This is a genomic window from Hydrogenophaga pseudoflava (assembly GCF_031020795.1).
Classification (GTDB): domain Bacteria; phylum Pseudomonadota; class Gammaproteobacteria; order Burkholderiales; family Burkholderiaceae_C; genus Hydrogenophaga; species Hydrogenophaga pseudoflava_A.
Genome location: NZ_JAVHJP010000006.1, coordinates 118,949 through 142,859, shown reverse-complemented (window position 1 = coordinate 142,859; position 23,911 = coordinate 118,949). Strand labels below are relative to the sequence as shown.

The 23,911-nt window shown below is 64.0% G+C and carries 21 protein-coding genes; 8 read left to right on the top strand and 13 right to left on the bottom strand.

Going from position 1 to position 23,911, the window contains the following annotated elements:
- Positions 1-21: 21 nt before the first annotated feature.
- On the bottom strand, positions 22-633 hold the full coding sequence (locus tag RCO38_RS18970) for a GyrI-like domain-containing protein (RefSeq protein ID WP_308329991.1): 612 nt from the start codon (positions 631-633) through the stop codon (positions 22-24).
- Positions 634-840: 207 nt separating this feature from the next.
- Here RCO38_RS18970 and RCO38_RS18965 point away from each other — a divergent pair, with 207 nt between their 5' ends.
- Complete coding sequence (locus RCO38_RS18965) at positions 841-3,180, top strand: YgiQ family radical SAM protein (protein ID WP_308329989.1); 2,340 nt, start codon at positions 841-843, stop codon at positions 3,178-3,180.
- 100 nt (positions 3,181-3,280) lie between these two features.
- Here the strand turns inward: RCO38_RS18965 and RCO38_RS18960 are convergent, their stop codons facing one another.
- The gene (locus tag RCO38_RS18960; RefSeq protein ID WP_374694563.1) at positions 3,281-4,621 is read right to left on the bottom strand and encodes a PKD domain-containing protein; all 1,341 of its coding nucleotides are present in this window, start codon (positions 4,619-4,621) and stop codon (positions 3,281-3,283) included.
- 29 nt (positions 4,622-4,650) lie between these two features.
- On the opposite strand from RCO38_RS18960, the gene RCO38_RS18955 reads away from it, so the two are divergent.
- The 3 genes from RCO38_RS18955 to RCO38_RS18945 all read left to right on the top strand — a co-directional run bounded on the left by RCO38_RS18955 (position 4,651) and on the right by RCO38_RS18945 (position 7,748).
- Positions 4,651-4,827, top strand: coding sequence for a hypothetical protein (locus RCO38_RS18955; RefSeq protein ID WP_308330233.1), 177 nt, complete (start codon positions 4,651-4,653; stop codon positions 4,825-4,827).
- Positions 4,828-6,273: 1,446 nt separating this feature from the next.
- On the top strand, positions 6,274-7,098 hold the full coding sequence (locus RCO38_RS18950) for a TraB/GumN family protein (RefSeq protein WP_308329988.1): 825 nt from the start codon (positions 6,274-6,276) through the stop codon (positions 7,096-7,098).
- Positions 7,099-7,235: 137 nt separating this feature from the next.
- Entirely contained in the window at positions 7,236-7,748 is a 513-nt protein-coding gene (locus RCO38_RS18945) for a bacteriohemerythrin (RefSeq protein ID WP_308329987.1), read from the top strand.
- 15 nt (positions 7,749-7,763) lie between these two features.
- Here the strand turns inward: RCO38_RS18945 and RCO38_RS18940 are convergent, their stop codons facing one another.
- Together RCO38_RS18940 and RCO38_RS18935 are read right to left on the bottom strand one after the other, a co-directional pair.
- The gene (locus RCO38_RS18940) at positions 7,764-8,543 is read right to left on the bottom strand and encodes a PIG-L deacetylase family protein (protein WP_308329986.1); all 780 of its coding nucleotides are present in this window, start codon (positions 8,541-8,543) and stop codon (positions 7,764-7,766) included.
- Positions 8,540-9,760, bottom strand: a complete 1,221-nt coding sequence (locus RCO38_RS18935) for a glycosyltransferase family 4 protein (protein ID WP_308329985.1) — start codon at positions 9,758-9,760, stop codon at positions 8,540-8,542. Before RCO38_RS18935 ends, RCO38_RS18940 begins: the two co-directional genes overlap by 4 nt.
- 118 nt (positions 9,761-9,878) lie before the next feature.
- Here RCO38_RS18935 and RCO38_RS18930 point away from each other — a divergent pair, with 118 nt between their 5' ends.
- On the top strand, positions 9,879-10,955 hold the full coding sequence (locus RCO38_RS18930; protein ID WP_308329984.1) for an AI-2E family transporter: 1,077 nt from the start codon (positions 9,879-9,881) through the stop codon (positions 10,953-10,955).
- Here the strand turns inward: RCO38_RS18930 and RCO38_RS18925 are convergent.
- Complete coding sequence (locus tag RCO38_RS18925; protein ID WP_308329983.1) at positions 10,943-11,416, bottom strand: Lrp/AsnC family transcriptional regulator; 474 nt, start codon at positions 11,414-11,416, stop codon at positions 10,943-10,945. The two genes, RCO38_RS18930 and RCO38_RS18925, sit on opposite strands and share 13 nt — an antisense overlap.
- A gap of 112 nt (positions 11,417-11,528) precedes the next feature.
- Here RCO38_RS18925 and RCO38_RS18920 point away from each other — a divergent pair, with 112 nt between their 5' ends.
- The gene (locus RCO38_RS18920) at positions 11,529-12,221 is read left to right on the top strand and encodes an aspartate/glutamate racemase family protein (RefSeq protein ID WP_308329982.1); all 693 of its coding nucleotides are present in this window, start codon (positions 11,529-11,531) and stop codon (positions 12,219-12,221) included.
- An 11-nt stretch (positions 12,222-12,232) separates the two neighbouring features.
- Here RCO38_RS18920 and RCO38_RS18915 read toward each other — a convergent pair whose 3' ends face one another.
- Together RCO38_RS18915 and pobA are read right to left on the bottom strand one after the other, a co-directional pair.
- Positions 12,233-13,144, bottom strand: a complete 912-nt coding sequence (locus tag RCO38_RS18915; RefSeq protein ID WP_308329981.1) for a CoA transferase — start codon at positions 13,142-13,144, stop codon at positions 12,233-12,235.
- Between the two features lie 67 nt (positions 13,145-13,211).
- Positions 13,212-14,384 carry a 4-hydroxybenzoate 3-monooxygenase gene (pobA, locus tag RCO38_RS18910; protein WP_308329980.1) on the bottom strand — a complete coding sequence of 391 codons (1,173 nt, stop codon included), beginning with the start codon at positions 14,382-14,384 and terminating at the stop codon, positions 13,212-13,214.
- Positions 14,385-14,524: 140 nt separating this feature from the next.
- On the opposite strand from pobA, the gene RCO38_RS18905 reads away from it, so the two are divergent.
- Positions 14,525-15,292, top strand: coding sequence for an IclR family transcriptional regulator domain-containing protein (locus tag RCO38_RS18905; RefSeq protein WP_308329979.1), 768 nt, complete (start codon positions 14,525-14,527; stop codon positions 15,290-15,292).
- A gap of 6 nt (positions 15,293-15,298) precedes the next feature.
- On the opposite strand, the gene RCO38_RS18900 is transcribed toward RCO38_RS18905, so the two are convergent.
- The 6 genes from RCO38_RS18900 to RCO38_RS18875 form a co-directional block, all read right to left on the bottom strand.
- Positions 15,299-16,012, bottom strand: coding sequence for an ABC transporter ATP-binding protein (locus RCO38_RS18900; protein WP_308329978.1), 714 nt, complete (start codon positions 16,010-16,012; stop codon positions 15,299-15,301).
- 1 nt (position 16,013) lies between these two features.
- A complete protein-coding gene (locus tag RCO38_RS18895; protein ID WP_308329977.1) occupies positions 16,014-16,778 on the bottom strand; it encodes an ABC transporter ATP-binding protein in 765 nt (254 codons plus the stop codon).
- Positions 16,775-17,785: a branched-chain amino acid ABC transporter permease gene (locus RCO38_RS18890; protein WP_308329976.1), complete on the bottom strand. Its 1,011-nt coding sequence runs from the start codon at positions 17,783-17,785 to the stop codon at positions 16,775-16,777. Before RCO38_RS18890 ends, RCO38_RS18895 begins: the two co-directional genes overlap by 4 nt.
- On the bottom strand, positions 17,782-18,645 hold the full coding sequence (locus RCO38_RS18885; protein WP_308329975.1) for a branched-chain amino acid ABC transporter permease: 864 nt from the start codon (positions 18,643-18,645) through the stop codon (positions 17,782-17,784). The genes RCO38_RS18890 and RCO38_RS18885 overlap by 4 nt, the downstream gene beginning before the upstream one ends.
- Before the next feature lie 93 nt (positions 18,646-18,738).
- Complete coding sequence (locus tag RCO38_RS18880) at positions 18,739-19,926, bottom strand: ABC transporter substrate-binding protein (protein ID WP_308329974.1); 1,188 nt, start codon at positions 19,924-19,926, stop codon at positions 18,739-18,741.
- Between the two features lie 362 nt (positions 19,927-20,288).
- Entirely contained in the window at positions 20,289-20,639 is a 351-nt protein-coding gene (locus RCO38_RS18875) for an RNA-binding protein (RefSeq protein ID WP_308329973.1), read from the bottom strand.
- A 243-nt stretch (positions 20,640-20,882) separates the two neighbouring features.
- On the opposite strand from RCO38_RS18875, the gene RCO38_RS18870 reads away from it, so the two are divergent.
- Positions 20,883-23,834 (top strand): sensor domain-containing protein, encoded by a 2,952-nt coding sequence (locus RCO38_RS18870; RefSeq protein ID WP_308329972.1) that lies wholly within the window; start codon positions 20,883-20,885, stop codon positions 23,832-23,834.
- Positions 23,835-23,911 lie beyond the last annotated feature (77 nt).

The window sequence follows — 23,911 nt, the reverse complement described above, 5'->3', positions numbered from 1 at the left end:
GCACGGCGCCAGGCGTGCCGCTCATGCCATCGGCTGCCGGACGATGGTTTTCCACTTCTCCGCTTCCGTGCGCCGGAGGTCGCTCAGGTAGATCTCGTGGTGGCGGCCACGCAGCGCCGATCGGTCGGTGATGAAGGCATGCAGGCGTTCGATGGTCGGGCCTTCTTCGGAGAATGGCCCGACGTGAAGGATCTGCGCGCAGCGGCCTTCCGTCAGTTGCCCCAGCCGCAGGCGATCCACGCCCGGAAGCTTCTTCTTTTTGCGCACCTCGCCAATGGCCTCTCCGATCAGCGCATCGCTGGCGAAGTCCGGCTGCAGGATCATCGCCGTCCATTGCCAGTGGTCTTTGGCGCCGGTGAGGAAGGCCGACGGGTCGTCGGACCACCACAGGCTTTCGAGCGGCATGACACCGTAGTCAATGGCTTGCGGGCCCCGCTTGACCATGAATTTGACGGTGTACGAGACCGAGAACAGCGCCTCGACCGCTTCGGCATAGGCCGGCGCGGTGTTGGGATCTCCTTCGCCGTCGACCATGAGGTAGCGCAGCGTCGGCACCTCGACCACGGCCGGCGCCTTGACCGACGCCCGGTACAGATCCTTCATGGATTTCTTCAGATCAATCTTCTCGCTCATGCGGGCTCCCGGAAACGCCGATGTGGATGCTGATCCTGCCGTCTGGCTGGCAGAGCTCGTAGTCTGCCAGCGTGGTTTTCTGCAGGTCGCTGCGCCGCCAGATCTGCAGTGGGATACGGACCTTTCTTGCGGTCCCGGACGGCAACAAGGTTGATGTCCAACGCCTACACTTGCGGGTTCCCCCCGAAAGCTCCCCAGAACGGCCCCATGAACGCGCCCATCGACGTCTCCTTTTTTGCGCGCAACGCCAAGCCGCTGACCAGTTACCGCCCGTACTGGGCCAAGCGCTTCGGCGTCGCACCCTTCCTGCCCATGAGCCGGGCGGAAATGGAGCAGCTCGGCTGGGATTCCTGCGACATCGTGCTGGTGACAGGCGACGCCTACGTGGACCACCCCAGTTTCGGCATGGCCGTGATCGGCCGCGTGCTGGAAGCGCAGGGCTTTCGCGTCGGGATCATCGCCCAGCCCGACTGGCAGAGCGCCGAGCCCTTCAAGGCACTGGGCAGGCCCAACCTGTTCTGGGGCGTGACGGCGGGCAACATGGACTCCATGATCAACCGGTACACCGCCGACCGGAAGATCCGCAGCGACGACGCCTACACGCCCGGTGACGTGGGTGGCAAGCGCCCCGACCGCGCCGCCATCGTGTACAGCCAGCGCTGCCGTGAGGCCTACAAGGACGTGCCCATCGTCCTGGGCGGCATCGAGGGCAGCTTGCGCCGCATCGCCCACTACGACTACTGGAGCGACAAGGTGCGCCGCAGCATCGTGGTGGACGCCAAGTGCGACCTGCTGCTCTACGGCAACGCCGAGCGCGCGCTGGTCGAGGTGGCGCACCGCATCGCTGCGCGCGAGCCGATCGAGCAGATCACCGACGTGCGCGGCACCGCCTTCGTGCGCCGCCCCGGCGATCCGACCGCCGAAGGCTGGATAGAGCTGGATTCAACCGAGGTCGACCAGCCCGGTCACGTGGAAGACCACATCAACCCCTACCTGACCACCAGCGAACAGGCACAGGCGCAAGGCCAGAGCTGCTCCAAGGAAGAGGGCGCGTCCGCCCCGATGGGCGACCTCCAGGTCAAACCGATCACCATCCACCGCCCGCAGGGCACGGGCGGCGTGGCCAAACTGCCGCGCGACCGGACTGTCATCCGCCTGCCCAGCTACGAGCAGGTGAAGAGCGACCCGGTGCTGTACGCCCATGCCAACCGCGTGCTGCACCTGGAAACGAACCCCGGCAACGCCCGCGCGCTGGTGCAGGCGCATGGTGAGGGCACGACGGCGCGCGACGTCTGGATCAACCCGCCACCCATCCCGCTGACCACGGCCGAGATGGATCACGTGTTCGACCTGCCGTACGCGCGCGGGCCGCACCCGGCCTACGCCGACGAACACGGTCGCCACGACGGCTCGACCAAGATCCCGGCCTGGGAGATGATCCGCTTCTCGGTGAACATCATGCGCGGCTGCTTTGGCGGCTGCACCTTCTGCTCCATCACCGAGCACGAAGGCCGCATCATCCAGAGCCGCTCGGAAGACTCGATCATCAAGGAGGTCGAGGACATCCGCGACAAGGTCGAAGGCTTCACTGGCGTCATTTCCGACCTTGGCGGCCCCACCGCCAACATGTACCGCCTGGGCTGCCGCAGTCCGGCCATCGAAGCCGCCTGCCGCAAGCCCAGCTGCGTCTACCCCGGCATCTGCCAGAACCTGACCACCAACCACGACCCGCTGATCAAGATCTACCGCCGGGCGCGCGCCCTCAAGGGCATCAAGAAGATTCTGATCGGCTCCGGCCTGCGCTACGACCTGGCCGTCAAGAGCCCGGAATACGTCAAGGAACTGGTGCAGCACCACGTGGGCGGCTACCTCAAGATCGCGCCGGAGCACACCGAAGGCGGGCCGCTGTCCAAGATGATGAAGCCAGGCATCGGCAGCTACGACAAGTTCAAGGCCCTGTTCGAGAAATACAGCGAAGAGGCGGGCAAGAAGCAGTTCCTGATCCCGTACTTCATCGCCGCGCACCCCGGCACCAGCGACGAGGACATGATGAACCTGGCCATCTGGCTGAAGAAGAACGGCTTCCGCGCCGACCAGGTGCAGACTTTCTACCCCAGTCCCATGGCCACTGCCACGGCCATGTACCACAGCAACCTGAACCCGCTCAAGGGCGTGCACCGCGACGAGCGGGCCGAGCGCGTGGACATCGTGCGCGGTGAAAAACGACGCCGCCTGCACAAGGCCTTTCTGCGCTACCACGACCCCAACAATTGGCCGCTGCTGCGGGACGCACTCAAGGCCATGGGCCGCGCCGACCTGATCGGCAATGGCAAACACCACCTGATCCCGACCTTCCAGCCGATGACCGATGGGAGCTACCAGAGTGCGCGCAAGAAGAATTCGACACCAGGCGGGCGGGTGGCGTCTGCCATGAGCAATGCTGAGCGTTCTGGCAGCGGCGGAGGCAAGGAGCCAGTGAAAGGGCGCATGCTGACCCAGCACACCGGCTTGCCGCCGAGGCCCGGCGTCAAGGGTAAGGGCAGGTAGCCCCGGCATCGACCAGCCGTTTGCTTGCACCAAGCCTCGCAAAGAAAACACCCGCTGGATGTCACATCCAGCGGGTGTTTTTAGGGGTGCGTTCTGTTGATCAGTAGTAGAACGGTCCCACCCATTCGGCCGGGAGCAGCTGGTAGGAGTTACCGAACTGATTGATGTTGGGCACACCACCATCGGCCCGCGTATTCCCCCGCGACGACATGCGACGCCCCATCAGGATGAACTCGGTGTTGGTGTTCGGGCCACGGTGGAACACGTTGTTCTCCAGCACCACGTCCTCCAGACCCTCCCGGCTGTCGGGACCGTTGTTCTGCGGGGCAGCACCACCTGTGAACGAGTTGTTGTCCGTGGCGTCTCCGAGACGGTTGTTGGCAATGACGATCTGCCTCGACGCCCAGGTGCTGCCAGAGATCCCATAGTTGTCGTTGTAAGCACCCAGCCCTCCGGAATGGATCTTCAGTGCATGGCGGATACCGTCAGAGGAACGCCCCCTCAGCGCATTGTGTGCGATGAAGCCTTTGTTCAAGTTGTAGAGGCGGAGCGTGTGTTGCTGCGCGGTTCCCATGTCGTTGCCCATGATCACGAACTGGCTGCCGATCCCGACCATGTTGATGTGCGGGTTGGTCGTGCTGCCCCTCAACTGGTTCTCCACCACAAACAACTCGCGGGGCTGGATGTACTGACTGGGCGCCAGCGTGTGGTGTTCAACGACGTATTGCAGCGCACTGGCGAGGTTGATTTGCCCGACGGCCAGCTCCCCGGTAGGCGCATCAAACGTGTTGCGATAGAGAAGCAGGCGAGACATCGTGGCGTATTGCTCGAAGCGATGCAGGAAGTTGAGGTCCATGATCGAGATGTCGCGTGGGAATGACGACGAGTTGGGTGCCAGCGAGCCCACTTCGATACTGCTGATTCTCGGTTTCGCCCCGGAGCCAAAGGCGCCAATCTGAACGTTTTGGCTTCCGTGAGGAAGGCTGATCGAAGAGAAGGTCTCTCCACGACGAAGCAGAACACGGCGATTGTTGAAGCTTGCCGAACTCGGCATGGCAGTGACTTGAGAGGCACCGGTGGGGCAACCAGCGAAGTTTGCAGTGGTCGAAACGCAGACTGTTTGCGTGCCAGGAAACACTGCGCTTGGGTCCTGAACCTGGATCGTCACTGTCTTTTCTGAGTAGCCGCCGACCCGATCAGTCGCTCTTACTTTGACCTGATAAGTGCCCGGCTGGTCGAATACGTGCGCCGCAATCGGACCCCCGACTTGGACGTTCTTTGACTGGCCAGAAATTGACCACACGGTACCGCGGTCATCACCAAAGTTAAACGCATATCTAACTTGGTGAAACGGGTGCTGGTCAGCGAGGGTGGAAGATGTGCTTGAGGCATCGAATTGCACGGCAAGCGGTGCTGGGCCGCTCAGGCGGTTGGCCTCCAGTTGCGCAACAACACTTTGAGAGGTCTGAGTTGTGGACGCAGGAGCTGGAGCTGGAGCTGGAGCTGGAGCAGGCGCAGGTGCAGGCGCAGGTGCAGGTGCGGGTGCGGGTGCGGGTGCGGGTGCGGGAGCAGGTGCAGGTGCAGGTGCAGGTGCAGGTGCGGGAGCAGGTGCGGGAGCAGTGGACGCCAGCGCATAGCACGACTTGACGGAGCCTACCAACGGATCACCAAAGACGCTGTTGTTGCAGTCCACGCCGCCCGAGTAGGTGCGAGGGGCAGTCCAAGTGGTGCGAGTGCCGTAGACAACGTTTGCCACTCCCGTGAAGCTGCAGCGTTGATTCTCCGCCGCGCACAAGGTGTAGCCCGTTGGCAGGGTGCTGACGGTTGTGGGCGATGTGCGCGTCGAAGAAGTGGTGGTCGTCGAAGTCGTTGCCCTCACGTAGCAGGCCTTGGCCGTACCAGGGATGGGATCCCCAAATGTGGTGTTGTCGCATGCGACTCCGCCGGTGAAACTCCGGGCGGCAGTCCACGTAGTGCGGGCGCCGTAGACAACAGATGCAGTGCCTGTGAACTGGCATTGGTTCCATTCCGAGGCGCACAGCACATAGCCTTGTGGGGGCGTGTTGGTCGTTTGAGCAGAAGCGTCAGCGACTGCCAACAGCAAAGCCCCGCCTACCAGTGCATGCAATGTTGACTTTGCAGGAAAGACAGGCACCATAGGCAACAGAGAAAAAGTTCGCGAAAACATACCAATCCTTAAAACGTTCGACTTCGCGCTTCCGGCCTTGTCGGTGTAGGAGTAAACTCCTGTGGCTACAAGGCAGTAGTAGCTCAGTCATCAATTCATGCCCCCTGACTGCCGGCTCTACGGTGAGTCATGGGAAGTCTGCTAACGACATAGCCACCTGATCATTTGTTGGGTGACTCATCGCGCCGTGCTTGTCTCTCGGGCCACAGCAAAATTCTCGCCCCCGGTACCCAATCTAGCTGGGTGCCTGAGGTTGTTGTCGTCCGAGTTTCGGTGAACTGAATGACCAAAAGCCCAACCGTTTCACAGAGTTACGATCATGTTCATGGCGTTACCGGTCTGTTGTTCGAGGGCTGCAGCATAGGATGTGGGCGGGCGCGCTCAGGCCCCAAGGTGGCCCTTTCGTCGTTTGAATGTTGCGCCTGGTGACTTGTTTGTGGCGTTCCGAGAGCCAAGCTTGCTGCCGGCTCATCGCGTCAAGGGGCCGTCTGCGGAAAGACGGCCCAGGCGCCCACCTGAGAGGTGGTGTCGGTCTCAGTTTGCATCAGGAGAACGCAGAAGCGACTGTGATGCACACAGAGGTACGCAGCCTTGATGTGTGAGACAGGTGGCGGAATCGGTATTCCGTCACCTGCTCAAGTTTAACCACGAATAACAACATTTGGCGAGCCCGCGTCCAAGTTTGTGTACTTCGTTCATAGGCCAGATGTCGTTTTGTTGATACTCAGATGCTAGTTCCAGCCTCGTGGTCGCCATGCCCTCCGCTGATTCAGCTGGTTTTTCCCTGTCGACACTGGCTGGCCAAGTTGGTGATGGTCATGGCCGGAGTGTGTATGGCAGCTCCGATTTCGCGGGCCGGAGCCGTCTCCTGTCCGCCACAGTCTCCGCAGCCCAGCCGTGCGTTGATGCTCAAGGCTCAACAGCAGGCCTCCGACCGCGGGTTCCTCTGGCGAATTGGTCGCGGGGGGCGCACTTCCTATGTGTATGGCACGATCCACGCAGGACGGCCGGAGTGGTTTGCCCTTGGCCCGAAGCTGGAGGATTCGCTGTTTCGATCAGGTGTCTTGGCACTGGAAATCGATGTGACAGACCCGGAGGTGCTTGCGGAGCTGAGTGCGGTGTCGAAGGGCACACCACGAGCGCTGCCTGCCGACCTGATGCTGGCTCTGCGCGAGGCTTGGGAGGCGGAATGCTTGCCCCTCAGCGATCTGGATGAGGGCGCTGTGGAGTACCACGCGACGAAGCTGGCGGTGGCGCAGGCTCGTCGCGCTGGCCTGTTTCCTCCTTACGGGGCCGAGGCTGTGCTGCTGATGCGCAACCTGCGCGCCCAGAGGCCGGTCGTCGGCCTGGAGGCGGTGAAAGCGCAACTCTCGGCTTTGCTGGCGCGCAGCCATGAAGAAGCAGCGACGATGGTGCGTGAGATGCTGGCGGAGTTGCAGCGCCCCCTGGCGGCTCACAGCCTGGAAAGGCTGGCCCATGCGTGGGCGCACAACGATCTCAAAGATCTGGAGCAATATGCCGAGTGGTGCGATTGCCTGAACACCCCGACCGAGCGCGAGGCGTATGCACGGCTGGTGGACGGTCGCAACCCTGGGCTGGCCGATGCCATCGAGAGGCTCCATACCAGCGTCAGCGTGTTCGCTGCAGTGGGGGCGTTGCACCTGGTGGGAGAGCAGGGCTTGCCCGCACTGCTGCAGGCCAAAGGTTTCAAGGTTGAGCGCGTGTTCTAGGTGGGACGTACTCAGGGTGACCTCAATAGATTGAGATAGGTCAGCATGTGGCTGTTTTCCCGCACCTGGCCGCGGGAAACTGAACACAATTTGTCACTTTCCGGGTGACGGCTGTTGCCCGTCCGAGGACATCTGACATGGCACATCTGAACTGGACGCAGGACCTTGAAACTGGTATTCGCGAAATCGACGGCCAGCACAAGCGCATCGTCGACTACATCAATCAGCTCTATGACGCCCGCGATCATCATGATCGGGAGGCGGTCGGCGCGGTTATCGACGAAATGGTCGATTACACGCTGTCGCACTTCGCGTTCGAGGAATCGCTGATGACGGATGCCGGCTACATGTTCGCCGGCCCGCATAAGAAGATTCACGAGTTGTTTACGCGCAAGGTGGGTGAATACCGCATGCGCTTCGAGGCGGGAGAAGACGTGGCATCCGACCTGCACGCGATGCTCTCGCGCTGGCTGTTCAACCACATCCGAAACGATGACCGCAGCTACACGGACTCGGTCAAGGTGTATCTGAAGAATGTGGGGCATGGTGACACCGACATGAAGGCACAGATCAAGGAGGAACTGATCCGCGAGTTGCACCTGAAGAAGAAGCGGGGCTTCTTTGCCCGGCTGTTCGGCAGCGACGAGTGAGGGTGCCAGGACTGTTCAGGCTATGAGAAGACACTCGGCACGTTCCAGCACCCGCCGCCGGTAGGCCGAGTTGGAACCGAAGATGGGGATCAACTGCGACTGGTAGGCGCCGGTCAGTCGCAGCTTCTCTGAGAGGTCGTGCCGGTATGTCACAAGGTCGGTCCGGCAGCCCAATGTCCTGTGCAGACGTGCCTGCAGGGCGCCGTTGCCCTGAGACCAGACATAAGGCAGCTCTGCATAGAAGCCACATCGGACCTGGCTACCGGCCAGCGCTCTCCAGAAGAGATCGCGTGTCAGCTCATGTTCCCCGTGCGGCATGCATCCCCATGGGCGTCGCAACAGGCGCCACGCCAGCCGCGAAAGAGGCGACGCCGGTGTTGGACCGCCGGCGCCTGCCGGCAGCAGCACCAGTGTGCGAGCAAGGCCACTCGGCCGCGCGTGGATCATAGCGGTCACGGTCTGGACCACCGCGCCCTCGTTCACTTCCCCCGAACAAAAGCCGAGATGCCGAAACCTGCACCCGACGCTGTGCATGGCGAGCGCGTCTTCGTGGCGCCGCGCCAAGTGTTCTGCGGCGCTGTCTGCAAAGCCTGATACCCGGGCCCAAGGGGTGCTCTCTCCCGCCTTTCCGTCGGTGAACACCGTGAGCACCTCAGCCTGTTCACGCCATGCGCTCAGGAACCCGGCGATCGAAAACACGGCGTCGTCCAGGTGAGGGGAAATAACGATCACGCGGTCGATCCCCTGCTGGTTGAGCCACGACCGCACGCCGGAGGCATGGGACAGTCTTGTCATGGCTGTCGCTGCGCTGCTGTGCAGAGCCGCTGCAGGTGAAGGACGCGACGTTCGAACTCCACCTCAAAGACATGCTGTAGGGCGAAGTCGCGCGCATGGTTGGACAGTGCCCGCAACCCATCAAGGTCGGAGGACAATGCCTCGATGGCTGCGGCCAATGCCTCGGGTCGACCCAGGGCGCAGACGCGCCCGGCGGACGAAAGCCGTTGCAGGCCTTGCCAGGCTTCATTGGCGTATCCGACGATGGGGACGCCGCCACACAGCGTTTCCAGATAGCTGCAGGAGGGATCTCCCTGCAGGTGCGGGCAGACAAACAGATCGACCTCTCGCTTCAACATGGGCATGAGTTGATCGAGGAAATCCAGCGTGCCCAGCAGCCGCACCTGTCCGTGCAGACCGTGGGCGGCGATCTGGTGCTCAAGAAGGTCCCTCATCGGTCCGTCTCCGGCGATGCGGAGTTCGAAGTCGACGTTGCGCTCCCTTAGGAGATGCGCCATTGGCACCAGGTGGTGCACCCCTTTGATGGGATGCAGTCGGCCGGAGAACATCAGGCGCAGCGTCCGGTCGTGGCTCAGGGATTCAAAGCGGGCGTCGATGTCTTCTGGGGACACGCAGTGTTCATGCGACACGCGGTTGTCGAAATAGAGCATCGGCGCGCGGCTGTGCCGGGCCAGCGCTTCGAACGTCGGGGTGCCATTGCACTGCAGGCCCTGGGCCGACCGGATCTCCCGCAGTGCGCGGCCGTGATTGCGGAGCAGCCAGAGTCCTGTCTTGGCAAGAGCCGTTCCCCAACCGTGGACAGACCTCGCTATCTGGAACTGGGTCTTGAGCGTCAGCTCTGCGTTGACCACGAGGATCCCGCCTTGTTCATCGCAGCGATGGCCCAGGCCGTACAGCAAATGATTGAGCGTGGCCAGCACGATCGAGTGGTGCAGCAGCGCGCCTCCGTTGCGGGCGAGCTCGCGGAAGTCGACCAGTTGCACCTCGAACGGCAGTTCGTCGGGGTGCCAGGAGCGGTTGTCCAGATCCCCGGTGGGTTTGTGCCCAACCTCCAGACCCACCACCACCGGGCCGTGCCAGCGTTCGGCGTACCGCTTCACCCCGGTGACGAACTTGGCTGGCAGCAACCAGTCGCCTTCGGGGGTGCGGATGCCGGGCAGAGAGGCCAGCACCACCAGACGCCAGTCTCTCAGTGGCTCGATGGAGGGCTCGTGCATGGCTCGGGTGTTGTTCTTGGGCGAGGCGCACACGGCCAGCGCGTGGCTTAAGGTATCACCGCGGGGGTGTTGGCGGACTCGCGGTCCGACGACCTGGGGCCTCTGGCACACTGAACGGATGCCTCCTGTCCTCAGCGCCACTCTCATCATCCGCGGTCTGCTGCTGCTGATCCTCGCCGCAGGCGTGTATTTCTTTCATGGTTTTCTGGTCCCGGTGCTGGCTGCTCTGATCATTGGCTTTGCGACCTGGCCGCTGTACCGGCGACTGGTGATCCGCTGCGGCGGCCGAACCCCGATGGCGGCCAGCCTGGCCATCCTGGTGGTGCTCGGGGTGCTGGTGGTGCCGTTGTCGGTGGCCATCCACTATGCGATGCGTGAAGCCGGCGAGTTTGTGCGCTGGGCCATCGAAGCCAACCGCAGCGGCGCCGCCGTGCCCCCCTGGATAGAGGCGCTGCCCTGGGTCGGCGCGCAGCTGGCCGCACTGTGGCGTGAGCACCTCGGCGAACCGCACGCCCTGGGCGCCTGGATCCAGATGCTCTCCGGACAGCACGTGGGCAACATCTCGCGCACCGTGCTGGCCGCCGCCGGCAACCTTGCTGGTCTGTTCCTGCTGGTGCTGTTCATGCTGATCACGCTGTTTTTTGTTTATAAGGATGGTGCACGCATCGTGGACCAGCTGGACCGTGTCGGCGAGCACCTATTGCCCGGGCGCTGGCAGCGTTTTTCCCGGGTGGTGCCGGCCACGGTGAGTGCCACGGTCACGGGAATGGGCCTGATCGCGATTGGCGAAGGCGTGGTGCTGGGGGTGGCCTACTGGATTGCCGGGGTTCCCTCGCCTGTGCTGCTGGGCGTGATCACGGGTTTCATGGCCATGATTCCGGGTGGTGCGCCGCTCTCGTTCACCCTGGTGTCGCTCTATCTCGTCGGATCGGGCGATGCGGTGGCAGGTCTGGCGCTGTTCGCGTGGGGATCGGTCGAACTGTTCATTGTTGACAAGACGCTGCGTCCGCGCCTGGTCGGTGGGCCGGTGAAGCTGCCGTTCCTGCCGACTTTCTTCGGCCTGGTCGGCGGCGTGACCACCCTGGGGATGGTGGGCCTGTTCGTGGGGCCGGTGCTGATGGCGCTGCTGGTGGCCATCTGGCGCGAGTGGGTGCGCGGCCTGGACGAAGGACCGGGCAAAGCTCAGTCGGCGTAGTCCAGCGGCAGCGCGGTGGTGTTCTTGAGTTCCTCCATGGCGAAGCTGCTGCTGACGTCCGAGAGGTCCACCGAGCGGATCAGGCGTTGGTAGACGCGGTCGTAGGCCGCAATGTCGGGCACCACGATCTTCATCAGGTAGTCCACGTCGCCGCTCATGCGGTAGAGCTCCACCACCTCGGGGATGTCGCGCACCGCGTCGCGAAAGCGTTCGAACCAGGCCTGGTTGTGCTGGCTGGTGCGCACCGAGACGAAGACGGTGACACCAAGGTTGATCTTCGCTGCGTCGACCAGGGCGACGTGGCGCGTGATGTAGCCCTGTTCGCGCAGGCGCTGGATGCGCCGCCAGCACGGCGTGGACGAGAGGTGCACGGCGGCGGCCACCTCGGCCAGCGGGGTTTCGGCGTTGCGCTGCAGGATCGCCAGGATCAGCCGGTCTGTGGCATCCAGTTTTCTTTTCATTGTGAATTTGAGCAAATCAATGCTCAATGTTGCCTTTCAGAAGCCCAAAATGGCAAGCCATTTCTTCAAGGCCGCTGGGAAACTTTCTCCATTCCACGCACCAAGGAGAACCATGAAGACCATCGGATTGATCGGCGGCATGAGCTGGGAATCGACCACCCTGTATTACCAGATCATCAACCGCGAGGTGGCGCGCCGGCGCGGCGGCCTGAGCAGTGCCCGCATGAACCTGGTCAGCCTCGACTTCCAGGACATTGCCCGGCGCCAGCGCGCTGGCGACTGGGAAGGTATGGCAGGCATCCTGTGCGACGCGGCGCGACGCCTGTCCGACACCGGTGCCGAGTGCCTTCTGATCGGAACCAACACCATGCACCAGCTCGCCCCGGAGGTGCAGGCCGCCACCGACGTGCCGCTGATCCACATCGCCGACGTGACGGCAGACGCTATCCTCGCGCAGGGGCTGGACACCGTGGGCCTGATGGGCACGCGTTTCACGATGGAACGCGCGTTCTACGTCGAGCGGCTGGCCCAGCGCGGCATCCGCTGCGTGCTGCCCGACGAGGTGCAGCGCCAGGAGATCCACCGCATCATTTTTGAGGAGCTCTGCGTCGGCGAACTTCGCGAGGTCTCGCGCCGGTGGTTCACCGACTGCATCACCGACCTGCAGGCGCGGGGTGCACAGGGTGTGGTGCTGGGCTGCACCGAGCTACCGCTGATCATCCGTCCCGAAGACAGCCCGATACCGACCTTCGACACCACGGCCCTTCACGCACTGGCCGCGGTGGAGTTTTCGCTGGCGAACTGACGCCGCCTTCGTCAGCGGGCGAGCGTGTGCAGCGGGATGTCGCGGGCAACCGCCAGTGCGTCCAACTGCTTGCGCGTCCGGCCGGCGAGGAAACCGGCGATGGCCCGGTGGGTGGCGGGCTTGAACAGAGTGGCCATGCCGTCCATCGGCACTCCCGCGGCTGAACAGAGCGACGCTGCAAAGTGCGGCTCCAGCGCGGCGACGGCGACGCGCCCGTCCTTGCACGGGTAGACACGGTAGCCCGCGTGCGCGCCACCCACGGCACCCTGGGCTTGCGTGAGCCCCCAGCTGCGGGGCAGGGCGAGCCAAGCGGCGGCGTCGCTCAGCGCCACTTCCTGGAACGAGCCCTTGCCGCTGTTCCTCTGCGCCAGCACGGCTTTGAGCACGGCCTCGCTGGCCATGAGCGCGCCGCCCATGTCGGCGAACAGGGTCGGGGGCAGGTCCAGCCCGGTGACCAGACCAGCGTCGGCCAGATAGGTCAGATCGTGGCCCGGCTCTTCGGCGCGTGCGCCGGGGGCGCCGACGATGGCCACCACTGACAGCGCCGGACAGGCTTTGTGCAGCGCCTTCCAGCCCAGACCGAGCTTGAGCAGCGCCGACGGACGGAACGAGGTCAGCAGCACGTCGGTGCGGGCCAGTTCCTTGTGTAGCTGTTGTTGCCCTTTGTCGGTCTTGAGGTCGACGGTGAGCACCTTGACGCCTTCGTGCATGGTGGCATAGGCGTGCGGGTTGTACTGGCCCATCGGATCCCCGCTGGTGCCTTTGGGGCCGGGCGGCTCGGCTTTGAGGCAGGTGGCCCCCATGGCCTTGAGGCGCATGAGGGCGGCAGGGCCGGGCAGGTTCAGCGCGAGGCTGAGCACCCGAAAGCCGCGCAGGGGCTTGAGCGCGGCGGGGGAGGAGAGCGACTGGGTCTTGAAGGTCATGACCCGGTTGTAACCCGGAAGCCGGCCGGCAGGCCAGCGTCCGGGTGACAACGGCGGCGGGTGCCGGTCAGAACGGCAGGCCGACGTAGTTTTCGGCCAAAGAGCCCTGGGCCTTCTCGGAGGAGAAGAGGTACTCCAGCTCGGTCTGCGAGAGCTTCTGGTCGTAGGGCAGGCTGTCCGGGAAGGTGTGCAGCATGGTGGTCATCCACCAGGAGAAGCGCTGTGCCTTCCAGACCCGGGCCAGGGCCTTGGCCGAGTAATTCTCCAGCCCGGAGTCGTCGCCGTCCTTGTAGTGCGCCACCATGGCGTGGTAGAGGTAGTAGATGTCCGAAGCGGCGCTGTTCAGCCCCCGTGCACCCGTGGGCGGCACGATGTGCGCGGCGTCACCGGCCAGGAACAGGTTGCCGTAACGCATGGGCTCGGCCACGAAGGAGCGCAGCGGCGCGATCGACTTTTCGATGGAGGGTCCGGTGACCAGGCGCTCGGCGACATCGGCAGGCAGGCGGCGCTTGAGCTCTTCCCAGAACTTGTCGTCGCTCCAGTCCTCGACCGAGTCGGTCAGCGGCACCTGGATGTAGTAGCGGCTGAGCACCTGGGAGCGCAGCGAGCACAGCGCAAAGCCGCGCTCATGTTTGGCGTAGATCAGTTCGGGCGACACCGGCTTGGTGCGCGAGAGCACGCCCAGCCAGCCGAAGGGATAGACCTTCTCGTATTCCTTGAGCACGTCGCGCGGGATCGACTTGCGGCTCACGCCGTGGAAGCCGTCGGCACCGATGATGTAGTCGCAGTCGACGCGCACCACCTCATCGCCTTTGCGGTAGGTGACGTAGGGCTGGTCGCTCTTGAGGTCGTGCGGCTGCACGTCTTCGGCGTTGTGGATCACCACGCCGTTCATCTTGTCGCGGGCCTCGTACAGGTCGCGCGTGAGTTCGGTCTGGCCATAGACAACGACCGAGCTGCCGCCGCTGTGTTTGTGCAGGTCCACACGGCTCATCTTGCCGTTGTCGGAGATGAAGAAGCCGTCGTGGATCTCGCCCTCGCGGTCCATGCGCTCGCCGCACTGGGCTTCGCGCATCAGCTTGGCAAAGCCGTGCTCCAGCACGCCGGCGCGGATGCGTGAGAGCACGTATTCGCGGCTCTGGCGTTCGAGCACGATGGTGTCGATGCCCTTGAGGTGCAGCAGCTGGGACAGCATGAGGCCGGAGGGGCCGCCGCCGATGATTGCGACTTGGGTGCGCATGAGATGTCTCCTGTGAACGGGTGGAACGGGTGACAGGCACTGTAGGTGGCCCAGCCCCGGAACGCCATGCCTGCGAGACGACTTTGCGCGATCAATGTTTGTGATGTGCGATCATCGCACAACACTTCGCAGGAGACCCCATGGAAATCGCCAAGGCGGATTTCATCGAAGGCATGGCCAAGGGCATGGCCGTGCTAGAGAGTTTCGATACCGAGCGCCAGCGGCTGAACGCCACCCAGGCGGCCGAGCGCGCAGGCCTGACGCGCGCCGCCGCGCGGCGCCATCTGCTCACGCTGGCCTACCTCGGCTACCTGGACACCGATGGCACGCACTACTGGCTCTCGGCCAAGGTGCTGCGCTTCTCGGGCAGCTACCTGGCCTCGGCCCGGCTGCCGCGCCTGCTGCAGCCCACACTCAACCGGCTGGCGGCGCAGACACGCGAGTCCTTCTCGGCGGTGGTGCTGGACGGCGAGGAGGTGGTGATCGTGGCGCGCAGTGCGGCGGTGGGCGGGCAGCGGCTGATGGCCTACGGCCTGCACCTGGGCGCGCGGCTGCCGGTGCACGCCACCTCCACCGGGCGGGTGCTGCTGGCGGCCATGACCAAGGCGCAGTTCGCCGCCTGGCTCAAGGGCCGCGAGCTGCCGCGCCTCACGCCGAAAACCACGGTGGACCACAAGGCTTTGCGCGCCATCGTGGCGCAGGTGAAAGCCGACGACTTTGCGGTGGCCAGCGAGGAGCACGAGCTGGGCGTGCACGCGCTGGCCGTGCCGCTGCGCAACATGAAGGGCCAGACGGTGGCGGCGCTCAATGTGGTCGCGTCGCCCGAGCGCCTGGTGCCCGAGGTGATGCGGCAGGACCTGCTGCCGCTGCTGCTGGATGCGGCGCGCGAACTGCGGCCGCTGCTCTGAGCCGCTTCAGACGCCCAGGTACTGTTCCAGCAGTTCGGGTCTGGCCAGCAGTTCGTCCGACGAACCTTCGAACACCACCTCGCCCTTGACGAGGATGACATTGCGGTCGGTGATCTGCGTGACCTGCTTCCACGCCTTGTCCACGATGATGCTGCTGATGCCGGACTCGCGGATCAGGCCGCAGATGCGCCAGATCTCGCGCGCGATCAGCGGCGCCAGGCCCTCGGTCGCCTCGTCGAGGATCAGCACGTCGGGGTTGGTCATGAGCGCACGGCCGATGGTCAGCATCTGCTGCTCGCCGCCGCTGAGCTGTTGCCCGCCGTGGCCCAGGCGTTCGGCCAGGCGCGGAAAGGTTTCGAGCACACGCTCGTAGGTCCAGTCGCGCTGGCCGCGGGTGCCGGCACGGGCCGCCATCTGCAGGTTTTCCTTCACGCTCAGGTTGCCGAAGATGCCGCGCCCTTCGGGCACGTAGGCGATGCCTTGCCGCGCGATCTCGAAGGTGGGGGCGCCGGTCATGGGTTGGCCCTTGATCTGCACCGTGCCGCCGCTGGGCTTGACGATGCCCATGAGCGACTTGAGCAGGGTGGTCTTGCCCATGCCGTTGCGGCCCATCAGGCCGATGGTCTGGCCCTGGCCGACGGTGAAGTCGATGCCGCGCAGGATGTGGCTCTGGCCGTAGTGGGTGTGCAGGCCGGTGGCCTGGATCAGCGGCGTCGTCATGTCAGTGCCCGTCCCCCAGGTAGGCCGCCTGCACCTGCGGGTCGGCGCGCACCTCGGCCGGTGTGCCACTGGCGATCACCTGGCCGTTGACCATCACGGTCAGCTGGTCGGCCAGCGCGAAGACCGCGTCCATGTCGTGTTCGACCAGCATCATGGCGTGGTCCTTCTTGAGCTTGAGCAGCAGCTCGACCATGCGCTCGGCCTCGGCCTGGCCCATGCCGGCCAGCGGTTCGTCGAGCAGCAGCACGGTCGGCTCGGTGGCCAGCGTCATCGCAATTTCGAGCTGGCGCTGTTCGCCGTGGCTGATGGTGGCGGCGACGGTCTGCGCGCGGTGGGTGAGGCCTGCGAGCTCGATGGCGCGCTCGCAGCGCTGGTTCACCGCCGCCATGGACGCCGCCGAGCGCAGCCAGTGCAGCGGGTTCCAGGGCGCGTGGCGCTCGCGCGACTGCGCAGCCAGGCGCACGTTCTCCCAGACGGTGAAGGGCAGGAAAATGTTGGTCTTCTGGTAGCTGCGGCCCAGGCCCAGGCGCGAGATCGACTCAGGCGTGTGGCCCGCAGTCTCTTCGCCGCCGAACAGGATCTTGCCGGAGGTGGGCTGCAGGTCGCCCGAGAGCAGGTTGGTCAGGGTGGACTTGCCAGCACCGTTGGGGCCGATGACGGCGTGCAGGTGGTCGCGGTAGAGCTTGACCGAGACTTCGTTGACGGCGGCGAGGCCGCCGAAGCGCTTGGTCAGCTTGTCCGCCGCGAGCAGGGCGACATCGCTCATCGGGACGTCTCCTTGCGGTTCAGGAACTTCTCGGCCAGGCCCAGCAGGCCGCGTGGCGCCACGATCACGACCAGCACGATGAACAGGCCCATCCAGAGCTGCCAGTGTTTGCCGGTCTCGAAGCCGCCCATGGCGGGCAGGTCCTTGAAGACGTGCATCACATACTCGAAACTGAAGGCGCCGACGATGGCGCCGGCGAAGTTGCCCATGCCGCCGAGGATGACCATCATGATCGCGTGCGCACTCATGTGAAAGCCCATGAGCTCGGGGTTCACGAAGCCGGTCTGTGCGGCCCAGAGGTAGCCCGCCACGCCGGCCAGTGTGCCGGCCAGCGTGAAGGCGGCCAGCTTGTAGCCGAAGCTGCCGTAGCCCACGGCGCGCAGCCGGTGCTCGTTGACGCGGATGCCCGCGAGCACACGGCCGAAGGGCGAGAACAGCACGCGGCGCAGAAACAGGTAGACGCCGACCAGCACCGCCAAGGTGAAGTAGTAGAAGTGGGTCTTGTTCTCCAGGTCCAGGCCGATGGCGGAAGCGTCGGGACGGAAGTTGACGTAGAGGCCGTCCGAGCCGCCCAGCGCCTTGTTGTCGAAGAACAGGTAGAAGACCATCTGCGCGAAGGCCATGGTCACCATGATGAAGTAGATGCCGTGGGTGCGGACCACGAAGAAGCCGATCACCAGCGCGGCCAGGCCGGCGCCCGCGGCCGCCAGCGGCAGGCTCCACCACAGCGCGATGGGGGTATCGGGCGGTGTGAGGAAGGCCAGCGCGTAACCAGCCAGGCCGAAGTAGGCCGCATGGCCCAGCGACACAAGTCCCGTCACGCCCTGCAGCAGGTCCAGGCTCATCGCGAAGATCGCCAGGATCATCATCTGCGAGAGCATTTGCAGGTAGAAGTCGCGGCTGTCCAGCGGGATCAACGGAAAGGCGGCGAGGGCGAGCGCGCCGATCACCAGGATGGCCTGGATGGAGCGCGGCAGCATTTCGAGGGTGGCTTTGGCGGCACTCATTGTTTGAACAGCCCTTCCGGCTTGTAGAGCAGCACGCCCGCCATCAGCATATAGACCGCCATACCGGCGACCTGCGGAAGCAGCACCTTGCCGAAGGTGTCGACCAGGCCGACCAGCAGGGCCGCGACGAGGGCGCCCCGCACCGACCCGATGCCGCCGATCACGACCACCACGAAGCACATGATCAGCACGGAGCTGCCCATGCCGGGGTAGACGCTGGAGATCGGCGAGGCGACCATGCCCGCCACGGCCGCCAGCGCCACGCCCAGCGCGAACACGACCCCGTGGATGAGGCGGATGTTGATGCCCAGGGCTTCGGTCATTTCCCGGTTGAACGCGCCGGCGCGGATCTTCATGCCCAGCCGCGTCCTGCTGATCAGGCCGTAGAGACCGAGCGCGAGTGCGATGCAGACGCCCGAGACCACCAGCCGGTAGACCGGGTAGGACAGGTTCTCGGTCAGCTGGATCGACTGGCTCACCGCTTCGGGCACGGCCACCGAGTGCACGTCGTCGCCCCAGAAAAGGGAGCGGACTTCTTCAAAGATGTAGATGAGGCCGAAGGTCAGCAGCACCTGGTCGAGGTGGTCCCGGTGGTAGAAGTGCCGGAACAGCAACCACTCCAGCAGCCAGCCGAACGCCACCGCGAGCAGACAGCCCACGACGATGGCCAGCGTGAGGCTGCCGAACTGTGCCGTCAGTGCCCAGGCCAGGTAGGCGCCCAGCATGTAGAAGCTGCCGTGTGCGAGGTTGACCACACCCATGATGCCGAAGATCAGCGTCAGGCCTGCGGCCAGCATGAACAGCAGCAGCCCGTACTGCAGGCTGTTGAGCAGTTGAATGAGGAAGTTGGCGAAGTCCATGGCAGACCCAAGAGGTCAAGGATGCCGCCGAACCGGCTCTGCCGGGCGGCTGGCATCGCCCCCTGGGGGGTGATGCCGAAGGCAGCGCGGGGGTTAGCTCAGTTTGCAGCCGGCGCCCGAGTCGGCCACGGCCTTCTGGGCGATGCCGATGACCTTGTTTTCCTTGTTCTCGACCTTGCGCAGGTACATGTCCTGCACCGGGTTGTGGGCCTTGCTCATGGTCCACTTGCCACGCGGGCTGTCGATGGTGGCGCCTTCCATCGCGGCGTAGAGGGCCTTCTTGTTGGACAGGTCGCCCTTGACCGCGTTGGCGCCCTTGACCATCAGCAGGCCGGTGTCGTAGCCCTGCACGGCGTACACGTCGGGCTGCAGCTTGAAGGTCTTGGCGTATTCCAGGCGGAATTTCTTGTTGGCAGGGGTGTCCAGCGAGTCGCTGTAGTGCATGGTGGTCAGCACGCCGTTGGCGGCGTCACCTGCCGCGTCGAGCACACCCTCGGTCAGGAAGCCCGAACCGTAAAGCTGGATGGTCTTGTTCAGGCCAGCGGCGGCGTAGTCCTTGAGGAACTTGGCCGCGCCGCCGCCCGCGAAGAAGCACGCCACAGCGTCGGGCTTGAGCGAGGCAATCTCGGTCAGCAGGGCCTGGAACTCGACGTTGGGGAAGGGCAGGCCCAGCTTCTTGACGATGGTGCCGCCCGCGGCGGTGTAGCTCTGCTCGAAGCCCTCGAAGGCCTCGTCGCCGGCCGCGTAGTTCCAGGTGATCCACACGGCTTTCTTGTGGCCGCGGTCCACCATGGCCTTGCCCAGCGCCAGCGTCGGCTGCGAGTTGGTGAACGAGGTCCGGAACACATTGGGGGCGCACTGCGCGCGGGTGGCGATGTGCACGCCGGCGTTGGGAATCAGGTTGAGCACGCCCGACTCGCGCGCGACCTTGTGGATGCCCATCTGCACGCCCGAGTGCACCGTGCCGACCAGCACGTCGACCTTGTCGCGCTGCACCAGTCGGGTGGCGTTCTCGATGCCTTTGGCCGGGTTCGATTCGTCATCCACCTTGAAGAACTCGATCTCACGGCCGCCGAGCTTGCCTCCCTGCTCGTTGATGGCCATGCGGAAACCGTTCTCGATCGCCACGCCCAGCTGCGCAAAGGTGCCGGTGTACGGCAGCATGAAGCCCACGCGGACTTTGTCGGACTGTGCGCGCGCCAGGTCCGGCAGCAGCAGACCGGTCGAAGCGGCTCCGATCACGGCGGCGGAACGGGTGAGAACGAGGCGGCGGGTGGTCATGAAATGTCTCCTGTGATGTCGAACGAACCCACTGTAGGTGCGGGGTCCTCGGAAGACGATCCAGAGTTACCCGTACTTTAGACATGAAATATCTAGGAATGAATGGTGCGACCGGGGTCGAATCACAGTTCGCTGCAAGATATTGCTGTCACATGCAGTATCTTGCATGTCGTTAGGTGTGGACACAGGTAAAAACCCTTGCTGGAAGGGGATTGCGTCACGGGGAAGGGCCCGCCGAAGGTTCCACGATGGTGGGACCCGGGGACGAAAGGGAGGTCAGCGGGTCTGGACTCGTCTGGACCAGAGAACTGCAGTGCTGAGACTGCCGGCGCCAGACCTTGTGCGCCGGCAGAGTGGCCCGGTCAGAAGTTGGACTCGGCCCATTGAGAGGAAGGGCCGGCATCCTCGGCGGTCACCGGGACATTGAGGTCCAGCACAAACACCACTTCACCTCCGAAACGCCCCACGCCCAAGGTTTTCATGAGCGTCTGTTCCTGCTCGGGTCTTTCCATCCGCATGAAGCAAATCGCCTGCTTGGTGCCTTCATGCATGGCTGTAAGGATATCCAGCCGCGTGATCCGGCCGAACTGACCGCACAGTTCATGCAATGCGGATCTCAGGCTGTTCACATCGCGGTGTTGCCGGAGTTCTGCCAGTGCGCTCACTTTCGCCCTTTCTGTCGCCTTGCCCGTTTCAGATGCTGAATCATCCATTCGGTACTGCAGACGCAAGGCAATGTTAATACGGAAGCTACAAGTTGCAACGGGCTTGTTACGTGTTTTCCTCCCCAAAACGAGGGGGCTTGCCAACTAGTCCACAACTGACCGACCTTGAGCGAGGCCTTCCCGCTCTGGACGGCTGCGGGTGAGACGGTATGCTTGAACCACCATTCGATAAAAGCGGGCGCCCCCATGCAACAAGGACACCGTGCACACCCACACGATGAAGCAACTCCCTTGACCACGCCCTCAAACACTGCCTTGTCCAGCGTGGAGTGGACTCAGATCACCCAACTGGCGACCTATGTCGGGCAGGTGGCGACGGCACTGCTGGTCAGGTGCTTTCCCGAGGGGCCGCTTCTGGTGGCTGCAAGCGGTTTGCCCGCGGGCCTCGATGCTGCTGTCAGGGATCTGTGCGCAGGGGTTGCGTCTTCCCCGGAACTGTACGTGAGCCCGCAGGATGTGGCGGCACTTCCTGACTGGGAAGGCCATCCTCTGCTGGTATCGCTGCACGCCCGCTTTTGTCTGGTGCTGGCGCTACCGTCCGGTCCTGCACACCACCCGACATGGCTGGTGTTGCTCGACACCGCGCCGCGGGACGTAGAAGAGGTCAAGGCGGTTCTTCCGGGCTTGCAGGTGCTGGCCATCCATGCCGGGCAACTGCAGGAACTGCTCTACCAACAGCAGCAGTCTGCACACCTGACGCAGGGCAGGGAAGAGCTGCTGGGCAAGGCGCTCCACGAAAGCGAAAGCCGGTTGAACCTTACCGAGCACACCGCCGGGGTGGGCAGCTGGTCGGTGGACATCAACACAGGCCACATACAGCACTCTGACGAGTACGGGAGTATCCTGGGACTCGGCGAGGGTGAAACGGTCGAAGATCTGGCGGCGATGGTGCTGCGTTACACGCCAGAGTGGCGCACCGGCATACGCCAGCGGCTGGAACGGTGCGCCCAGACAGGTGAAGCGTTCGACGAAGAAATCCAGGTGCAAGTGCCTGGCGCCAGTCCGAAGTGGGTCCGCACCGTGGGGAATGCCGTACGCGATGCACACGGGCAGATCGTTCGCATACAGGGTGCGGTGCAGGACATTTCGGCTCAGAAGCAGGCACAACAGGAAACGCTGCGTCTGGCCATGCGGCTGACCACGACGCTGGCCAGCATCACCGAGGCATTTGTGACCCTGGACCGCCAATGCTGTTTCACTTACCTGAACCAGGAGAGCGAGCGGCTCCTTCAGAAGACCACAGCCGAGCTTCTGGGACTGGAGGTGTGGCACGACTTCAGCGAGGGTTTGGCGCAGCGGTTGCGGACACAGCTGGGGGTGGCACTCAAGACCAACCGGCGCGTCGAACTGGAGGACTTCTTTCCGACGCTGGGCAAGTGGCTGGAAGTGAGGGCTTATCCGTTTGCCGAAGGCCTGGCGGTGTACTTCCGTGACGTCACGGAACGCAGGCGCTCTCAAGAGCAGCTGATGCTGCTGGAAACCAGTGTGGCCCGTCTGAACGACATCGTCGCGATTGCCGAAGCGGGGGCGGGCCCGGAAGATGAACCGCGCATCGTGTTTGTCAACGACGCGTTCGAAAAACAAACCGGCTACAGCCGGGACGATGTGCTGGGCCAGACGCCCAGGATCCTGCTGGAGCTAGATCCGGCGATGTTCAAGCTGCTCGAGAAAGCCAGGGGGCTGAGGGAAACGCGCCAGGCGCGCACCGAACTCATGATCCGCCGGAAGAACGGAGCCCTGTTCTGGATCGAGCTGGAGGTGGTGTCTGTGCAGGCCAGCGCCGAAGAGGTGACGCACTGGGTGGCGGTGGGGCGGGACATCACCCAGCGCAAGAACGCCGAGGACATGATCCGTCACCTGGCCTTCTACGACCCCCTGACGGATCTGCCCAACCGCCAGTTGCTGCTGGACCGCTTGCAGAAGGCTCTTTCGCAAAGCGCCCGCTCCGGCCAGTTCGGTGCGCTGATGTTCATTGATCTCGACAACTTCAAGATTCTCAATGACACGCTCGGCCACCATGTCGGAGACCAGCTGCTGCAGCAGGTGGCCCAGCGCCTGACCAAGAGCGTGCGCAAGACCGACACGGTGGCGCGGCTCGGTGGCGACGAGTTTGTGGTGATGGTCGACGACCTGAGCACGGACGCGACGGCTGCGGCCAGCAAGCTGCGCACCTTGGCCGAAAAGGTGCTGAATGTGTTGCGCGAGCCGTTTCAGATCGCCGGGCACCAGCACTTTGCCACGCCCAGCATCGGGGCCACATCGTTCAGCGGTGAACAAAGCGACGTGAGCGAGCTGCTGAAGCAGGCCGATCTGGCCATGTACCAGGCCAAAGGACTGGGGCGCAATACCCTGTGCTATTTCGACCCGGACATGCAGGCTTCGGTCAGTGCCAACGCGGCGGTCGGCGTTGCACTGCGTGTGGGCTTGCGTGAGAAGCAGTTCGTGGTGCACTACCAGCCACAGGTGGACCGGCAGGGTGTCGTCACGGGGGTGGAAGCGCTGGTGCGCTGGCAGCACCCCGAAAAGGGATTGATCAAACCGGCCGATTTCATTCCGGTGGCTGAAGACACGGGGCTCATCCTGCCTCTGGGCATGTGGGTACTGGAAACCGCCTGCGAGCAGCTGGCCGCATGGGCTTCGCGCGCGCAGACCGCCCATCTCAGCATTGCGGTGAACGTGAGCGTGTACCAGTTCCGCCATCCGAACTTCGTGGACATGGTGATGGCCGCCATCCAGCGCACGGGCATTCGTCCGCACCGGTTGAAGCTGGAACTGACCGAAAGCCTTCTGGCGGACCGCATGGAGATCACCATCCAGAAGATGGGCATGCTCAAGGAGCTGGGTGTCACTCTGTCGCTGGACGATTTCGGGGTGGGTTATTCGTCTTTGTCGTGCCTGAAGCGGCTGCCCCTGGACCAGTTGAAGATCGACAAAGGCTTTGTTGCCGATGTGCTGACCGACCCCAATGACGCGGCGATATCGCGCGCCATCATCGCGCTGGCGCAGAGCCTGAGCCTGCAGGTGGTGGCAGAGGGCGTGGAAACGCAGGAGGCCCGCGACTTTCTGGCCTATCTCGGGTGCGACCAGTTTCAGGGGCACCTGTTCGCACCAGCCTTGCCCATCGAGACCCTGGACGCTTTTCTCCGCAACCCGTCACCTGACGTGACGATGGCGGTGGATTAGGCGATGAGGAAGGTGCTGTCCCCGCTTAGGGATGCAATTGCTTTGCAGGTCTGTCTGCAATTGAATGGATGTGAATG

Bases quoted from the DNA above. Each gene is read 5' to 3' on its own strand.
- RCO38_RS18970 (WP_308329991.1), bottom strand. From the start codon at position 633: ATGAGCGAGAAGATTGATCTGAAGAAATCCATGAAGGATCTGTACCGG.
- RCO38_RS18965 (WP_308329989.1), top strand. From the start codon at position 841: ATGAACGCGCCCATCGACGTCTCCTTTTTTGCGCGCAACGCCAAGCCG.
- RCO38_RS18950 (WP_308329988.1), top strand. From the start codon at position 6,274: ATGCTCAAGGCTCAACAGCAGGCCTCCGACCGCGGGTTCCTCTGGCGA.
- RCO38_RS18945 (WP_308329987.1), top strand. From the start codon at position 7,236: ATGGCACATCTGAACTGGACGCAGGACCTTGAAACTGGTATTCGCGAA.
- RCO38_RS18940 (WP_308329986.1), bottom strand. From the start codon at position 8,543: ATGACAAGACTGTCCCATGCCTCCGGCGTGCGGTCGTGGCTCAACCAG.
- RCO38_RS18935 (WP_308329985.1), bottom strand. From the start codon at position 9,760: ATGCACGAGCCCTCCATCGAGCCACTGAGAGACTGGCGTCTGGTGGTG.
- RCO38_RS18930 (WP_308329984.1), top strand. From the start codon at position 9,879: ATGCCTCCTGTCCTCAGCGCCACTCTCATCATCCGCGGTCTGCTGCTG.
- RCO38_RS18925 (WP_308329983.1), bottom strand. From the start codon at position 11,416: ATGAAAAGAAAACTGGATGCCACAGACCGGCTGATCCTGGCGATCCTG.
- RCO38_RS18920 (WP_308329982.1), top strand. From the start codon at position 11,529: ATGAAGACCATCGGATTGATCGGCGGCATGAGCTGGGAATCGACCACC.
- RCO38_RS18915 (WP_308329981.1), bottom strand. From the start codon at position 13,144: ATGACCTTCAAGACCCAGTCGCTCTCCTCCCCCGCCGCGCTCAAGCCC.
- pobA (WP_308329980.1), bottom strand. From the start codon at position 14,384: ATGCGCACCCAAGTCGCAATCATCGGCGGCGGCCCCTCCGGCCTCATG.
- RCO38_RS18905 (WP_308329979.1), top strand. From the start codon at position 14,525: ATGGAAATCGCCAAGGCGGATTTCATCGAAGGCATGGCCAAGGGCATG.
- RCO38_RS18900 (WP_308329978.1), bottom strand. From the start codon at position 16,012: ATGACGACGCCGCTGATCCAGGCCACCGGCCTGCACACCCACTACGGC.
- RCO38_RS18895 (WP_308329977.1), bottom strand. From the start codon at position 16,778: ATGAGCGATGTCGCCCTGCTCGCGGCGGACAAGCTGACCAAGCGCTTC.
- RCO38_RS18890 (WP_308329976.1), bottom strand. From the start codon at position 17,785: ATGAGTGCCGCCAAAGCCACCCTCGAAATGCTGCCGCGCTCCATCCAG.
- RCO38_RS18885 (WP_308329975.1), bottom strand. From the start codon at position 18,645: ATGGACTTCGCCAACTTCCTCATTCAACTGCTCAACAGCCTGCAGTAC.
- RCO38_RS18880 (WP_308329974.1), bottom strand. From the start codon at position 19,926: ATGACCACCCGCCGCCTCGTTCTCACCCGTTCCGCCGCCGTGATCGGA.
- RCO38_RS18875 (WP_308329973.1), bottom strand. From the start codon at position 20,639: ATGGATGATTCAGCATCTGAAACGGGCAAGGCGACAGAAAGGGCGAAA.